The following is a 14,331-nucleotide window of genomic DNA, read 5'->3' as shown; positions in this document are numbered from 1 at the left end:
TTGAGCGGTACGAATTCGGGTACCCGGAACGCGCGCACCATTCACCGACAACCGCCACTATGGGGACATGAGCGACGCGACTGGATCACCGGCACTCACCGACACCGACCTCGAGCAGCTCAACGCCTACTGGCGGGCGGCGAACTACCTGTCCGTCGGCCAGATCTATCTCCTGGACAACCCTCTGCTCGACGAGCCGCTGGCCGCCGAACACGTCAAGCCGCGACTGCTGGGCCACTGGGGCACCACCCCGGGGCTGAACCTGCTGTACGCCCATCTCAACCGGATCATCCGGGAACGCGACGCGAACATCATCTACGTCACCGGGCCCGGTCACGGCGGCCCGGGGCTGGTGGCCAACGCCTACCTGGAAGGCACCTACAGCGAGGTCTACTCCGCAATCGGGCAGGACACCGACGGCCTGCGGAAACTGTTCCGCCAGTTCTCGTTTCCCGGTGGGATACCCAGTCACGTGGCCGCGGAGACACCCGGCTCGATCCACGAGGGTGGCGAGCTCGGCTACGCCCTGGTCCACGCCTACGGGGCCGCGTTCGACAATCCCGACCTGGTGGTGGCGTGCGTGGTCGGCGACGGCGAAGCCGAAACCGGACCGCTGGCCGCCAGCTGGCATTCGAACAAGTTCCTCAACCCGGTCGTCGACGGCGCGGTGTTGCCGATCCTGCATCTCAACGGCTACAAGATCGCCAATCCCACAGTGCTGTCCCGGATTCCGCAAGAAGAACTCGAATCACTGTTGTACGGCTACGGATATCGGCCCATCACCGTCGCCGGGGACGACCCGGCCAACGTGCACCAGCAGTTGGCCGCGGCCATGGACGAGGCGTTCGACCAGATCGCCGCGATCCAACGCGCGGCCCGCCTCGACGGGGAGGCAGGCCGCCCACTGTGGCCGATGATCATCCTGCGCACCCCCAAGGGCTGGACGGGCCCGCATGAGGTGGACGGCAAACTGGTCGAGGGCACCTGGCGCTCGCATCAGGTGCCGCTGTCGGAAACCCGGACCAACCCGTCGCACATGGCACAGCTCGAGACCTGGCTGCGCAGCTACCGGCCCGACGAACTGTTCGATGCCGACGGCGCGCTGCGGCCCGATCTCCGGGCCCTCGCCCCCTCGGGCACCCGGCGGATGAGCGCCAACCCGCACGCCAACGGCGGGCTGCTGCTGCGTGACCTCGACCTGCCCGACTTCACCGACTACGCGGTCACCGTGGACAGCCCCGCCACGGGCACCGCGGAGGCCACCCGGGTACTCGGCACATTCCTGCGTGATGTCATCGCAGGCAATCCGGACCGCTTCCGGCTGATGGGTCCCGACGAGACCGCCTCCAACCGGCTGGCCGCGGTGTTCGAGAAGACCGACAAGGCATGGCAGGCCGAGACACTGCCCGTGGACGAGAACCTGGCCCCCGACGGCCGGGTGATGGAGGTGCTGTCCGAACACCTCTGCCAGGGCTGGCTGGAGGGCTACCTCCTCACCGGGCGGCACGGGCTGTTCAACTGCTACGAGGCCTTCGTCCACATCGTCGACTCGATGCTCAACCAGCACGCCAAGTGGCTGTTCAACAGTTCGCATCTACCGTGGCGCCGACCGATCGCATCCCTGAACTATCTGCTGACGTCCCATGTGTGGCGCCAGGACCACAACGGGGCGTCGCACCAGGATCCGGGTTTCATCGACCATGTCGCCAACAAACGTCCCGAGGTCGTACGCGTCTACCTGCCGCCGGACGCCAACACCCTGCTCTCGGTGGCCGACCATTGCCTGCGCAGCCGCCAGTACGTGAACGTCATCGTGGCGGGCAAGCAACCGGCCCTGACCTACCTGACGATGGACGAGGCCGTCGCGCACTGCACCCGCGGTCTGGGGATCTGGGAGTGGGCGAGCAACACGACAGGAGAACCGGATGTGGTGCTGGCCTGCGCCGGCGACATCCCGACCCTGGAGACCCTGGCCGCCGCCGACATCCTGCGCCGCCGCCTCCCCGAGGTGAAGGTCCGGGTGGTCAACGTCGTCGACATCATGCGGCTGCAACCCGAGTCCGAACATCCCCACGGCCTGTCCGATCGCGAGTTCGATTCGATCTTCACCACGGACAAACCGATCATCTTCGCCTATCACGGCTACCCGTGGCTGATCCACCGGTTGGCCTACCGCCACACCAACCACGACCAGCTCCATGTCCGCGGGTTCAAGGAGCGGGGCACCACCACGACGCCGTTCGACATGGTGATGCTGAACGACCTCGACCGGTTCCACCTGGTCATGGACGTGATCGACCGGGTCGGGGGCCTGGCGGTCAAGGCGGCCGGGTTGCGCCAGGAAATGGTCGACGCCCGACTGGCCGCCCGCAGCTACACCCGCGAGCACGGCGAGGACGACCCGGCGATCTCGAACTGGACCTGGACCGCGGACTGATCAACCCGGTGTGACCTGGGTAATTGCGCCGCGCCGGTACGATTGCCACGTTATGTCTGATCAGAGCGCCGTGGCCGCGCACCCACATCCGCTGGTGGCCCAGCTCTCTGCGTTACATCACTTCCGCATCTATGCCGACATCGGCATCGTCGTCGTCATCCTCACGGTGACCAACCTGATCGCGCACTTCACCACCCCGTGGGCCAGTATCGCGACGGTCCCGGCCGCTGCGGTGGTCCTGTTGATCCTGGTGCGGGCCCGTGGACTGGGCTGGACCGAGCTGGGCCTGGGCCGCGAGCACTGGCGCGCGGGCGTCGGGTACGCGCTGGGCGCCGTCGCGCTCGTGGTGTCGGTGATCGCCATCGGGGCGGCGCTGCCGTGGACCCGGCCGATGTTCATGAACGACAACTACGCCACCGTCTCCGGCGCGCTTCTGGCGTCGATGGTGATCATCCCGCTGCAGACCGTGATCCCCGAGGAACTGGCGTTTCGCGGTGTGCTGCACGGAGCCCTCAACCGGGCCTGGGGTTTTCGTGGCGTGGCCGCGGGCGGTTCGCTGTTGTTCGGTCTGTGGCACATCGCCAGTTCGCTGGGGCTGACGAGCGAGAACGTCGGCTTCACCCGACTGTTCGGCGGCGGTGTGTTCGGCATGATCGCCGGTGTCGTGCTCGCCGTGATCGCCACCGGCGTCGCCGGCTTCGTGTTCACCTGGCTGCGCCGACGCAGCGGCAGCCTGATCGCGCCGATCGCCCTGCACTGGTCGCTCAACGGTGTCGGCGCACTGGCCGCCGCGCTCGTGTGGCACCTGTCGACCTAACTGCCGGCGCGTCTCCGCGCCCTGAACTCCCGGTTCTTCAGCATGTTCCCGCAGCTGGACATGTCACACCAGGTACCGCCGTGATTGCGGGACCGGTCATAGAACGCCCACGTGCATTCGTCGTTCCCACATGCCTTCAGGCGGGCCCAGGTACCGTCCCGCTGCGCGTCACGCATCACCAGCAGCAGCTCTAGCAGCCGCTCGCCCACATTCTCGCCTGCGGCTGACAACTGCACCTGCCCGTCGGGGGCCAGGTCGACCTTCGCGGTCGAGGCGTCGGTGAGTGCGTTCAGTACCGCGAGGTGACCGGCCGGCGGGGCCGGGCCGCCGCTGTGCTGGATCAGCAGTGCACGCAACGCCTCGCGCACCGCGCGTACCAGGTCGAGCTCGGCTTCCGTCGGGCTGGCTCCGGCAGCGAGCAACCCGTTGGCGGCCAGCCACGGCGCTGCGTCGTCGGGATGGGCGAGGCGATCTGTTCCGGCGGGCAGTTCGATCGTGTTGACCAAGGCCTGGATCCGGGCCAGCGGCCCGGGCGCGGGTTTGGTCTCGGTGTCGCCGGCCCACCTCGTCGTCATGACACCAGCGTACCGCCGTGACCGCTAAATTGGTTTGACTAGTCATTCATGACCGGCGTACGGTCCTAGGTAGTCATGATCAACGGACTCGGGCACCACGGAAACTACGAGGTATCGCCATGAACGACAACCGAATTTCTGCGACACCGGCGCTCACACCCCGTCATGCACCCATCCCCCGCCGCCCGTCCTTCCGGGCCCGCCTGACCGCACGGATTCGATCCGGCCGCCTCGACGCCATGCTGGCAGTCGGCACCCCGACACCCCCGGGCAGCGCCATCGCGGCCCGCGCCGCACGACTCACGTCGATCACCGAGCGTGTTGCCATCGCCCGGGTGTTGCGCCGCTGCGTACACGAGAGCGCCAACGACACCGTCGTCTGGTCGTCACGAATACCGTTGCACCGAAAGAACATTGCTGCAGCCGAGATGACGATCGATGCCATCACGCTTCGGCTGCATTCGCCGCTGCCGGTCAATGCGCGCGGGATGGCCCGCCTCAACAGGGTGATCAACGACGGGCTCGGCCCCCTGTACGCCTACGGCCACGGCGATCTCGACGGCCGACTGGGCGCCGCACTCGCCGCGCTCTGACTGCCCCGACTACCCGCGGAGCACCGCCGCGCCCGCGATGCGGCCGGCACTCAGATCGGCCAGCGCCTCGTCGGCGCGGTCCAGGGCGTACTCGGGTGTGCTGACCGCCATCCGGTGCGCGCCGGCGAACGCCAGGAAATCGCGGGCATCGGCGCGGGTATTGGCGGTCACCGAGCGGATCTCCCGTTCCTGGAACAGGTGCCGTTGATAGTTCAAGGCCGGGATGTCGCTGAGGTGGATTCCCGCGATCGCCAGGACGCCGCCACGGTCCAGGGCCGCCAGCGCAGGCAACACCAGTTCCCCCACCGGGGCGAAGAGAATGGCGGCATCCAACGGCTCGGGCGGCATGTCGGTGCTGCCCTGCACCGACGACGCTCCCAGCGCCAGGGCGAGTTCGCGGGCCCGCTCGCCGCGGGTCATCACATGTACCCGGGCTCCCTGGGCCAACGCCACCTGCGCCGTCAGATGCGCACTGCCGCCAAAACCGTAGAGTCCCAGCCGCCCGCCCGGCGGCAGGTCGGTGCGCAGCAGGGCGCGATAGCCGATGATGCCGGCACACAGCAGAGGCGCGAGCTCGACGTCGGAGTATCCGGTCGGTAACCGCAACGCGAATGCCGCGGGGACCGTGGTGAATTCCGCATAGCCGCCGTCGGCATCCCAGCCGGTGTAGAGCGAGTACGGACAGAGATTCTCCCGCCCGCGCAGGCAGTAGACACATTGCCCGCAGGTGTGCCGCAGCCACGCCACACCAACCCGATCTCCGACCGCGAACCCGCCACCCGTATCGGCACCGACCGCGACGACTTCACCGACGACCTCATGCCCGGGGATCACCCGTGGCCGGTGTACGGCCAAATCCCCTTCGGCCACATGCAGATCGGTACGACACACCCCGCACGCCAGCACCTTGACGAGCAGTTCGTCAGGCCCGGGCTGCGGGGTGGACACGGTAACCCGTTGCAGCGGATGCGAACTCACCGGACCGGGAGTGACGACCTGCCAGGCCGTCATGGTCCCCGCGTCCATCATCGACGCCGAATCAGCTGCCCTTGCGCACGAGTCCGACGAGCCAGAGCAGAATCACCGATCCGAGGATGGCGGTGAAGAGGGTGAACCACCAGCCGCCGCCTCCGGTGTTGAGGAAGAAGCTGAGCAGGAATCCACCGATGAGCGCACCGACCACGCCGATGACGATGTTCATCAGAATGCCGGAGCCACCGCCCTTGACGATCTTGCCGGCGATCCAACCGGCGATCGCACCGATGATGATGTAGCCGATCCAGCCGACGCTGGTCAGCGTGGAGGAGCGAGCCAGGATTTCGGTTGCCGCCATTACATCCATTACAGGTCTCCTACCTGTCACTGGCTATGCCCAGCGGGCTCGCTGAGCCACACCCCAGATGTACCTCCCGAACGTAACAATTCGGTTGGCCAAATGGGAACGATCGGTGCTCGCCTGCTGGATTCCGGCGTTCCGCGTGCTCCGGGTCAGGCCGGGGGCTGCATCTCCGGCGGAGCGTTGGTGACCGGAACCGGCACGCCGACACCCGGATGCGCCGGGTCGGCCGGCGGTGGCGGCGCGTTGGGGTCAGGAGCGGCCGACGCCGGCGGCGTCCACGGCCGGATCGAGTTGGCCAGGGTCGCAGCGGCCGCCTTGTCCACCGGATGGCTCGCCGAGCCCAGCCAGACCACGAACCAGCGTTCCGGAGCCCGCTGCCCGCGGGGGGTGCCAGGGGCCGGCGGCGCGCCGACCACACCGGCCCAGATCTGGCCGTTGGGCTTGTTGGTGTCGGTGAATTTCACCTCGTAGTACGAGGCGACGCCGGTGAGCCCGTTGGCGTCGAGCGGCACGGTCTCCTGATTCACCCGGGTGCCGGGGAACGGCATGAAGAACTCACCCATATCGGAGGCCAACCGGACAGCCGCCTTCGCATTGTCGGCCTCGGCGCCCGCGAACAGCTTCAGGTCCAGACGGCCCAGCAGCACGCTGGTGTCGTTCGGCGGCTCAGGTGTGCCCTCCGGCGGAAGCTTGGTCAACAGCGCCTGCCCGTACGACAACTGGGTCGAGTCGGACACCTTCCATCCGCCGGGCACGACGTAGCTGAAGCCGCCGGCGGCGTTGTCCACCCGGCCGGGTTCCGGCGCGGGGGCCGGGGCGGGAGCGTTCGGGTCGGCCGGAGCGGGCGCCGGAGCGTTCGGATCCGCGGGGGCAGGCGCGGGAGCGGCCGGGGGCGGAACGGGTGCGTTGGGATCGACGGGAGCAGCCGGAGCCGGAGCCGGAGCTCCGGGCACAGCCGGGGCGGGCGCCCCCGGGGCGGGGGCCGGCGCGGGAGCAACCGGTGCCGGCGCGGGAGCACCGGGCACAGCCGGGGCAGGAGCCGGGGCCGGGGGCACCGGCTCGGGATCCGCATACGCCACCGCCGGCAGCGCAACGGCTGCGGCGGTCGCGCCGGTCATCGCAACCAGCGCCAGCTTCTTCGACAGACCTCTGCGCCGATGTGACATCGCATCCGACTCGTCCATGGGGAAGAAACTACCGTGTTACGGCCGTGACGCAAGTGTGAGTTGCTCTTAGAGTGCTCAAAATCGAGATTGCTGTTCACAGCGAATAACCAGGTAGACACCAACATAGTTGATTGCTGACGCGCGGGTGTGTCGGGCGCCACGCCGGAGCTGGCAACCCGCCCCCGACACTGCGCGCGCCGGACCCTCAACAGGTGATTCGGACCTGCGCATGCCCGCGTTACGCGGGCGAACAGCGAGTCACTTCCGGTGCCCCGCCGGGTGAACGGCGACCTCCTGCGCCTTCACCGAGAAATACACCGTGTCGCCGGGTGCCAGCCGTAGCTCGGCCGCCGACTCCGGGGTGATGTCGGCGGCCAGGCCGGGTGCCCCGTCAGGCTGCTCATCGGCCCGCACCCGGATGCCAGGCCCCCGGCTGTCGAGTTCGGCAACCGTCACCTCAACGGTGTTGCGCGGACTTCCGTGCGGTTCGTCGCGGTACACCGAGACCGACGCCGGCGAGAACAGGGCGACGGCCGGCGCGCCGGGTTGCACATCCGTTGCCGGCGACCCGTACCAGTTCGCCTGCCATGCGGTGGTCAGCACGCCGTCGCCGGCAGCCGTGCCGCCGATCAGGTTGACGCCGGCGAACCTCGCCGCAAAATGACTCTTCGGTGTAGCCAATACCTCTGCGACAGAACCGCTTTCAACGATGCGCCCATCCTCCACCACGAGCACCCGGTCGGCCAGCGTCAGGACATCGAGCAGGTCGTGGGTGATCAGCACCGCGCACCTGCCGCCAATGGCCAGCACACGACGCAGCACCTTGCGCATCGATGCCGCCACCGCCACGTCCAGACCCGCCAGCGGTTCGTCGAGCAGCAGAACCTCGGGGTCGGCGGCCAGTGCCCGGGCCAGTGCCACCCGCTGCGCCTGACCGCCCGACAGCCTGCGGGGTCGCCGGTCGGCCAGATCGACAGCGTCGACCTCGGACAACCACCGGCGGGCGCTGTCGGCGGCGGCACGGCGACCGGCCCGGTGCCCACTGCGCGCACCGAATGCCACGTTGGCCAGCACGCTCAGGTGTGGAAACAGCAGTGAGTCCTGCAGCAACAAGCCGACCCGGCGGGCGTGCGTCGGTATCTGCATGCCGGCCGAGGTATCGGTCAGTACCCGGTCCCCCACCCGCACGCTCCCGGCGTCGAGGCCGACCAGTCCGGCAATCGCGTGCAGTGTCGTCGACTTTCCCGCGCCGTTGGGGCCGAGTATCGCGAGCACCTCCCCTGCCGCCACGTCGAATTCCACGTCCAGCCCACGGTTTTCGACGACAGCACGCACGTGAAGCGTCATGTCCATCCGCCTGCCCGCAGCCGGCGACTGCCCAGCCCGACGACCACCACCGCGGCCACCGCCACCAACAGCACCGACAACGCCACGGCGGCGTCAGCGTCGCTCTCGCGCTGCAGATAGATCTCCAGCGGCAAGGTGCGGGTCACCCCCTGGCGAGACCCCGCGAACGTCAACGTGGCACCGAACTCGCCCAGGGAACGGGCGAACGCCAGGACAGCCCCGGAGACCAGGCCCGGCCCCAGCAGCGGCAGCGTCACCCTCCACCACACGGTCCCCGGCGACGCGCCCAGCGTCGCCGCCACGACCTCGAAATCGGCGCCGGCGGTGCGCGCGGCGCCTTCCAGTGAGATGACCAGGAACGGCAGCGAGACGAAGGTCTGCGCAAGCACCACTGCCACCGTCGTGAAAGCGATGTGCACCCCGGCAGCCTCCAGGTATCGGCCCACCAGCCCGAGCCGCCCGAACGCGTACAGCAGCGCGATGCCGCCGACCACCGGCGGCAGCACCAGCGGCAGCAGGATCAACGGTCGTACGATGCGGGTGACGGAACCTCCGCTGCGGGCCAGCACCAACGCCAACGGGACCCCGAACAGCACACACAACACCGTGCTGGCCAGCGACGTCTTCAGGCTGAGCGTCAACGCCGCCGTGGACGACGGACTGGAGATCAGCGACCCGAACTGCGGCCAGTCCACCTTTGCCACCATCGCCACCAGGGGCAGCACGACAAAGATCGCGCCCACCGCGGCAGGCACATAAATCCAGCGCGGAAGACGTGGTGAATTCGTCACGACACGGCCCTACCGACCACGTCGACACAGGTCGCAGCCCTGGGTCGGATCATCTCGGCAACCTTATGCGAGCCGTCCGTGGGCGCGCCGAGTTTCCTCACCTAGCTACTGTCCAGTAACATTGGCCGATGGTCGCCCCCGTCCGGTGCGGTGACCCCCAGGTACACGGAGGTACATCATGGCGGAGGTGCTGGTCACCGGCGGCGACACCGAACTCGGCCGGGCGATTGCGGCAGGTTTCCTCGATGCCGGCCACAACGTGATCATCGCCGGCGCCCGCCGCGAGGATCTGGAGTTGACGGCCAAGCAGCTCGACATCGCCTCGATCGTGTTCGACAACACCGATCCCGCCAGCGTCGAGACCGTCCGCGCACAGTTCCCCCACCACCTCGACACCCTGGTCAACGTCCCGGCCCCGCAGTTCGAGGCCAAGGATCCCCGCACCTTCACGCTGGCCGATCAGGCCACCGCCTGGCGCCACGCGCTGGATGCCACCGTGATCTCCGCCGTGCTGACCGTGCAGATCGTGGGCGACCAGTTGCGCTCGGGCGGTTCGATCGTCAACGTCGTGCCCGCCAGCCCGCGCGAAGGCAGCATCGAGGCCGCCGTCAAGGCCGCCCTCGGCGACTGGACCGCCGGTCAGGCCGCTTACTTCGGCACCCGCGGCATCACCGTCAACGCCATCGCTCCCGGCCTCTCGGCCGAGCCCGGCTACGACGGCCTCGGCGCCACGCCACCTTCGGTCGCCGACGAGTTCGCCCGTCTCGCAGTATTTTTGAGCACGCCGGCAGCTCGCCACATCACCGGGCAGACGATGCACGTCAGCCGCGGTTCGATGGCAACCCTGGGATAGCGCGCTAGGGTCGGAGAAGTGACAATCCGACTCGGACTCCAGATCCCCAACTTCTCCTACGGCACCGGCGTTTCCGAACTCTTCCCGACCGTCATCGCCCAGGCGCAGGAAGGCGAGGCCGCCGGCTTCGACTCCGTCTTCGTGATGGACCACTTCTACCAGCTCCCCGGCCTGGGCACCCCCGACCAGCCGATGTTGGAGGCCTACACCACGCTGGGCGCGCTGGCGACCGCGACGCAGAAGGTGCAGCTCGGCACCCTGGTCACCGGCAACACGTACCGCAACCCGACGCTACTGGCCAAGAACATCACCACCCTCGACGTGATCAGCCAGGGCCGCGCGATCCTCGGCATCGGGACCGGCTGGTTCGAGCTCGAACACGACAGTCTGGGCTTCGAATTCGGCACGTTCACCGAGCGGTTCAAGAAGCTCGACGAGGCCCTGCAAATCATCGTGCCGATGCTCGAGGGCAAGCGCGCGACCTTCAGCGGCACCTACTACCGGACCGAGGAGGCATTCGCCGAACCTCGCTTCCGCGACCACATTCCGCTGATGATCGGCGGCAGCGGCGAGAAGAAGACCATCCCGTTGGCGGCCCGGCACTTCGACCACCTCAACATCATCGCGAACTTCGACGAACTGCCCCGCAAGCTCGATGTGATCCGCCAGCAGTGCGAGCAGATCGACCGGGACCCGGCAACGCTGGAGACCAGCATGCTGGTGATTGCGTTGATCGGCGAGCACTTCACCGCCGATGCCATCCCACCCGACTTCCAGCAACGCGCCGTGTTCGGCAGCGCCGAGCAGATTGCCGAACAGCTGAAGACCAAGCTCTTCGACACGGGGGTGGACGGAGTCATCCTCAGTCCGGTGACCATGGGCGGCTACGTGCCCGGCGGCATCACCGAGGTCGCCGACGCATTGAAACCCCTGATATCCGGGTAAACATTCGGTTCGGTTGCCCATCTCACCGCACAGGTCGGAATGGCGCCGACTAACCTAACGGTTATTACGAGTGGCAAACACGTTCGCGAGGAGCAGCAATGAGCCATCCCGGAGCTACGGCATCGGATCGGCATAAGGTAGTCATCATCGGATCGGGTTTCGGCGGTCTGACCGCCGCCAAGACCCTCAAACGTGCCGACGTCGACGTCAAGCTGATCGCCCGCACCACGCACCACCTGTTCCAGCCGCTGCTGTACCAGGTGGCCACCGGCATCATCTCCGAGGGCGAGATCGCCCCCGCCACCCGCGTGATCCTGCGTAAGCAGAAGAACGCCCAGGTGCTGTTGGGCGACGTGACCCACATCGATCTGGAGAACCAGACGGTCGATTCAGTGCTGTTGGGGCACACGTATTCCACCCCCTACGACAGCCTCATCATCGCCGCAGGCGCCGGACAGTCCTACTTCGGCAACGACCACTTCGCCGAGTTCGCTCCCGGCATGAAGTCGATCGACGATGCGCTGGAGCTGCGCGGCCGCATTCTCGGTGCGTTCGAGCAGGCCGAGCGCTCCAGCGACCCGGTTCGCCGGGCCAAGCTACTTACCTTCACGGTGGTGGGCGCGGGCCCGACGGGCGTGGAGATGGCCGGGCAGATCGCCGAATTGGCTGATCAGACCCTGCGAGGCAGCTTCCGCCACATCGATCCGACCGAGGCCCGGGTGATCCTGCTCGACGCCGCACCGGCGGTGCTGCCGCCGATGGGCCCGAAGCTCGGCAAGCGGGCCCAGGAACGGCTCGAGAAGATGGGCGTCGAGGTTCAGCTCGGTGCCATGGTGACCGACGTCGACCGCAACGGACTGACGGTCAAGGACTCTGACGGAACCCTGCGACGTATCGAATCGGCCTGCAAGGTGTGGTCGGCTGGTGTGTCGGCCAGCCCGCTCGGTAAGGACCTGGCCGAACAGTCCGGGGTTGAGCTGGATCGGGCCGGCCGGGTCAAGGTGGAGCCGGATCTGACGCTTCCTGGCCATCCCAATGTCTTCGTGGTCGGCGACATGGCCGCGATGGAGGGTGTGCCCGGCGTCGCCCAGGGCGCGATCCAGGGCGGCCGTTACGCCGCCAAGCTGATCAAGCGCGAGGTCGCGGGCACCAGCCCGAAGATCCGGGCCCCGTTCGAGTACTTCGACAAGGGCTCGATGGCGACGGTGTCGCGATTCTCGGCAGTGGCCAAGGTCGGCCCGGTCGAGTTCTCCGGGTTCTTCGCCTGGGTGTGCTGGCTGGTACTGCACCTGGTGTACATCGTCGGGTTCAAGAGCCGTCTGGTGACGGTGCTGTCGTGGGGTGTGACCTTCCTGAGCACCAAGCGCGGGCAACTCACCATCACCGAACAGCAGGCGTACGCCCGCACCAGGATCGAGGAACTCGAAGAGATCGCCGCCTCGGTCCAGGAGACCGAGAAGGCCGCGTCTTAGGGCCCTGGCACCTCAGGGGGCAGCCGGTCACCTTGCCAGGTGGCCAGGCTGCCACCGGCGGCCAGCGCCAGCAAGGTGCCGTGCGCCTCGAACACGGGTTCCGGATAACGCAATTCGCTGATGCACGCCCGAGGGGCGGCCAGCACGTCATCACCCACCGCGCCGCAACCGAGTTCGATCCGATGCCGCAGTAGCGGCACGGAGCCGACGTCGACATGCATCGCCGACGACCAGTTACCTTCCCGCTCACCGGATCTGCCGATCTGGACCCGTTCGCGAATCCGCACCTGGGCCGCATCGTCCAGCCGTAGTCGCGTAGTGGTGCGATGCGCCGAACCTCCCGCAACGACGGTCGGCTGCGGATCGAGATCCAACTGCCCGGCGACCTCGAGTTCCCAGTGCGCAGCCGACCGCAACGTGGCGGCACCGGGCAGCACCATGGTTGCCGCCGCGGTGCGAATCCGCAGCCGCGCACCGGGTTCCACCACCACCCGCACCGTGACGGTATCGCCTCCGAGTGGGGTGGCGGCCGTAGATACCAGGTGCACCGTGTCCGCTTCGGTGCACCGGCCGGCCAGCCCGCCACTGGCCTCGATCCGCGGCAACCGCCCCGGCGAGGCCGTGATGGCAACTTCGGAGTGCATCACGACGACGGAGCCTGCGCGACCTTCAACTGTTCACGCACCCAAGCCAGCACCGGGCCCGCGGATGGATCCTCGGTCAGTGAGATGAGCGCCGTCGGGCGGTCTGCTCGCACCTTGGCCGCATCGCGGCGCATCACGTCCAGATCAGCACCCACCATCGGGGCCAGGTCGGTCTTGTTGACCACCAACAGGTCCGAGAACGTCACGCCGGGGCCGCCCTTCCGCGGCACCTTGTCTCCCCCGGCCACGTCGATCACGAAGATCTGCACGTCCACCAGTCCTGACGAGAACGTCGCGGTGAGGTTGTCGCCACCGGATTCGACGAGGATGAGATCCAGCGCGGAGTTGGCCTCGATCAGATCGTCGATCGCATCCAGATTGGCGGTGATGTCATCGCGGATCGCGGTGTGCGGACATCCCCCGGTCTGCACCGCGGCGATCCGCTCGTCGGGCAGCACCGCATGCCGGCGCAAGAAGTCGGCGTCCTCGGTGGTGTAGATGTCGTTGGTCAACACCGCGAGCGACAGCTCGTCGCGCAACTGCCGGCACAACGCCGCCACCAGAGCGGTCTTTCCCGATCCCACCGGGCCGCCGACACCGATGCGCAACGGCTCACCGGGTTGGCGGACCCGCTTGGGCCGGTCTACGTGCGCGTGGGGTTCGCCGTCGAGGAAATGCGGTGGCATGGTGGACCTTTCGAGATGACATAACAGAATTACGAGACGAACAGCGGCCGGTCGCGTTCGGTGTGGCGTTGGGCCAGCACGTCGAGCAACGGGTCGGAAAGATCGGCCAAACCGGTGGCCGCCTCGGCCGCCACCTCGTCGCACAACCCGGACAGCTCGAAGGTCAGGGCCGCGACATCGGCGGGATCCAAGGCGAGCAACCGCTGCGCGGCGGTCGCCGAACCGGTCATCGTGGTGTACACCACCGACAGGGCGGTCTGGTCCGGATCCAGTGCTGCCGCCGCCCCGACCGCACCGGCGGCCACCGGCAGATGTGGCCGGGTTCCGAGTGTGTCCCACGGCTGCTGCGGCCAGACCCGCCGAGCCAGCCGGACCAGTCCGCGCCCCTGGGCGCGGGAGGCCTCCCGCGCCGCCGGAGCCGGGGTACGGGCGTCGGTTTCGGCGTCGGCGGCCCCGGCGTCCAGAGCACCGGTGTGCACCGCCACCGCCAGCGAGGCTGCGACCACCCCGTTGGTGCGGATGCGCCGGACCAGGTAGGCGCGCAACGTTGGGACGTCGGTGAGCAGACCGCTGGTGACCGCCTCCTCGACGCCGCCGGAATGCACGTGGCCACCGGTCGGCAAGCGTGAATCGGCCAGGGTCAGAAGCGTTGCCAGGCTGCTCATC

The 14,331-nt window shown here is 68.0% G+C and carries 15 protein-coding genes; 6 read left to right on the top strand and 9 right to left on the bottom strand.

The features are described 5' to 3' along the window. Positions 1-67: 67 nt before the first annotated feature. Both AC4LGL_RS23690 and AC4LGL_RS23685 read left to right on the top strand, forming a co-directional pair. Positions 68-2,437: a phosphoketolase family protein gene (locus AC4LGL_RS23690; protein WP_491840895.1), complete on the top strand. Its 2,370-nt coding sequence runs from the start codon at positions 68-70 to the stop codon at positions 2,435-2,437. 52 nt (positions 2,438-2,489) lie between these two features. After that, complete coding sequence (locus tag AC4LGL_RS23685) at positions 2,490-3,254, top strand: CPBP family intramembrane glutamic endopeptidase (protein WP_491840894.1); 765 nt, start codon at positions 2,490-2,492, stop codon at positions 3,252-3,254. Here AC4LGL_RS23685 and AC4LGL_RS23680 read toward each other — a convergent pair. Then, on the bottom strand, positions 3,251-3,829 hold the full coding sequence (locus AC4LGL_RS23680) for a CGNR zinc finger domain-containing protein (RefSeq protein ID WP_491840893.1): 579 nt from the start codon (positions 3,827-3,829) through the stop codon (positions 3,251-3,253). The genes AC4LGL_RS23685 and AC4LGL_RS23680 overlap by 4 nt on opposite strands. A gap of 119 nt (positions 3,830-3,948) precedes the next feature. On the opposite strand from AC4LGL_RS23680, the gene AC4LGL_RS23675 reads away from it, so the two are divergent. Further along, entirely contained in the window at positions 3,949-4,422 is a 474-nt protein-coding gene (locus tag AC4LGL_RS23675; protein ID WP_491840892.1) for a hypothetical protein, read from the top strand. Between the two features lie 9 nt (positions 4,423-4,431). Here AC4LGL_RS23675 and AC4LGL_RS23670 read toward each other — a convergent pair whose 3' ends face one another. From AC4LGL_RS23670 to AC4LGL_RS23650, 5 genes are all read right to left on the bottom strand, one after another. Continuing rightward, positions 4,432-5,433: a zinc-binding alcohol dehydrogenase family protein gene (locus AC4LGL_RS23670; protein WP_491840891.1), complete on the bottom strand. Its 1,002-nt coding sequence runs from the start codon at positions 5,431-5,433 to the stop codon at positions 4,432-4,434. Between the two features lie 28 nt (positions 5,434-5,461). Beyond that, a complete protein-coding gene (locus tag AC4LGL_RS23665; protein ID WP_358028167.1) occupies positions 5,462-5,764 on the bottom strand; it encodes a GlsB/YeaQ/YmgE family stress response membrane protein in 303 nt (100 codons plus the stop codon). Between the two features lie 146 nt (positions 5,765-5,910). Continuing rightward, complete coding sequence (locus AC4LGL_RS23660; RefSeq protein WP_491840890.1) at positions 5,911-6,945, bottom strand: alanine and proline-rich secreted protein Apa; 1,035 nt, start codon at positions 6,943-6,945, stop codon at positions 5,911-5,913. Positions 6,946-7,185: 240 nt separating this feature from the next. Continuing rightward, complete coding sequence (locus AC4LGL_RS23655) at positions 7,186-8,280, bottom strand: sulfate/molybdate ABC transporter ATP-binding protein (protein ID WP_491840889.1); 1,095 nt, start codon at positions 8,278-8,280, stop codon at positions 7,186-7,188. After that, a complete protein-coding gene (locus AC4LGL_RS23650; RefSeq protein WP_491840888.1) occupies positions 8,271-9,065 on the bottom strand; it encodes an ABC transporter permease in 795 nt (264 codons plus the stop codon). The genes AC4LGL_RS23655 and AC4LGL_RS23650 overlap by 10 nt, the downstream gene beginning before the upstream one ends. Positions 9,066-9,243: 178 nt before the next feature. Between AC4LGL_RS23650 and AC4LGL_RS23645 the strand changes: the two genes are divergently transcribed. The 3 genes from AC4LGL_RS23645 (at position 9,244) to AC4LGL_RS23635 (ending at position 12,335) form a co-directional block, all read left to right on the top strand. Further along, positions 9,244-9,918, top strand: a complete 675-nt coding sequence (locus AC4LGL_RS23645; protein WP_491840887.1) for an SDR family oxidoreductase — start codon at positions 9,244-9,246, stop codon at positions 9,916-9,918. Positions 9,919-9,936: 18 nt separating this feature from the next. Then, a complete protein-coding gene (locus AC4LGL_RS23640; protein ID WP_491840886.1) occupies positions 9,937-10,863 on the top strand; it encodes an LLM class F420-dependent oxidoreductase in 927 nt (308 codons plus the stop codon). A gap of 98 nt (positions 10,864-10,961) precedes the next feature. Next, positions 10,962-12,335 (top strand): type II NADH:quinone oxidoreductase Ndh, encoded by a 1,374-nt coding sequence (locus tag AC4LGL_RS23635; RefSeq protein ID WP_491840885.1) that lies wholly within the window; start codon positions 10,962-10,964, stop codon positions 12,333-12,335. Here the strand turns inward: AC4LGL_RS23635 and AC4LGL_RS23630 are convergent. Genes AC4LGL_RS23630 through AC4LGL_RS23620 form a run of 3 tightly spaced genes read right to left on the bottom strand, consistent with a single transcriptional unit; the run spans position 12,332 to position 14,330 of the window. Then, positions 12,332-12,979: an urease accessory protein UreD gene (locus AC4LGL_RS23630; protein ID WP_491840884.1), complete on the bottom strand. Its 648-nt coding sequence runs from the start codon at positions 12,977-12,979 to the stop codon at positions 12,332-12,334. The two genes, AC4LGL_RS23635 and AC4LGL_RS23630, sit on opposite strands and share 4 nt — an antisense overlap. Next, positions 12,979-13,665, bottom strand: coding sequence for an urease accessory protein UreG (ureG, locus tag AC4LGL_RS23625; protein WP_491840883.1), 687 nt, complete (start codon positions 13,663-13,665; stop codon positions 12,979-12,981). Before ureG ends, AC4LGL_RS23630 begins: the two co-directional genes overlap by 1 nt. A 29-nt stretch (positions 13,666-13,694) precedes the next feature. Next, positions 13,695-14,330: an urease accessory protein UreF gene (locus AC4LGL_RS23620; RefSeq protein WP_491840882.1), complete on the bottom strand. Its 636-nt coding sequence runs from the start codon at positions 14,328-14,330 to the stop codon at positions 13,695-13,697. Between the last annotated feature and the right edge of the window lies 1 nt (position 14,331).

This window comes from Mycolicibacterium arcueilense (assembly GCF_058536225.1).
Note: the sequence above shows the minus strand (reverse complement) of the source record. Positions and strands in the feature narration are given on the sequence as shown.

Excerpts from the sequence above, each read along its gene's own strand:
- AC4LGL_RS23655 (WP_491840889.1), bottom strand. The coding sequence starts at position 8,280 with ATGGACATGACGCTTCACGTGCGTGCTGTCGTCGAAAACCGTGGGCTG.
- AC4LGL_RS23665 (WP_358028167.1), bottom strand. The coding sequence starts at position 5,764 with ATGGATGTAATGGCGGCAACCGAAATCCTGGCTCGCTCCTCCACGCTG.
- ureG (WP_491840883.1), bottom strand. The coding sequence starts at position 13,665 with ATGCCACCGCATTTCCTCGACGGCGAACCCCACGCGCACGTAGACCGG.
- AC4LGL_RS23675 (WP_491840892.1), top strand. The coding sequence starts at position 3,949 with ATGAACGACAACCGAATTTCTGCGACACCGGCGCTCACACCCCGTCAT.
- AC4LGL_RS23670 (WP_491840891.1), bottom strand. The coding sequence starts at position 5,433 with ATGACGGCCTGGCAGGTCGTCACTCCCGGTCCGGTGAGTTCGCATCCG.
- AC4LGL_RS23630 (WP_491840884.1), bottom strand. The coding sequence starts at position 12,979 with ATGCACTCCGAAGTTGCCATCACGGCCTCGCCGGGGCGGTTGCCGCGG.
- AC4LGL_RS23635 (WP_491840885.1), top strand. The coding sequence starts at position 10,962 with ATGAGCCATCCCGGAGCTACGGCATCGGATCGGCATAAGGTAGTCATC.
- AC4LGL_RS23680 (WP_491840893.1), bottom strand. The coding sequence starts at position 3,829 with ATGACGACGAGGTGGGCCGGCGACACCGAGACCAAACCCGCGCCCGGG.
- AC4LGL_RS23660 (WP_491840890.1), bottom strand. The coding sequence starts at position 6,945 with ATGGACGAGTCGGATGCGATGTCACATCGGCGCAGAGGTCTGTCGAAG.
- AC4LGL_RS23620 (WP_491840882.1), bottom strand. The coding sequence starts at position 14,330 with ATGAGCAGCCTGGCAACGCTTCTGACCCTGGCCGATTCACGCTTGCCG.
- AC4LGL_RS23645 (WP_491840887.1), top strand. The coding sequence starts at position 9,244 with ATGGCGGAGGTGCTGGTCACCGGCGGCGACACCGAACTCGGCCGGGCG.
- AC4LGL_RS23690 (WP_491840895.1), top strand. The coding sequence starts at position 68 with ATGAGCGACGCGACTGGATCACCGGCACTCACCGACACCGACCTCGAG.
- AC4LGL_RS23685 (WP_491840894.1), top strand. The coding sequence starts at position 2,490 with ATGTCTGATCAGAGCGCCGTGGCCGCGCACCCACATCCGCTGGTGGCC.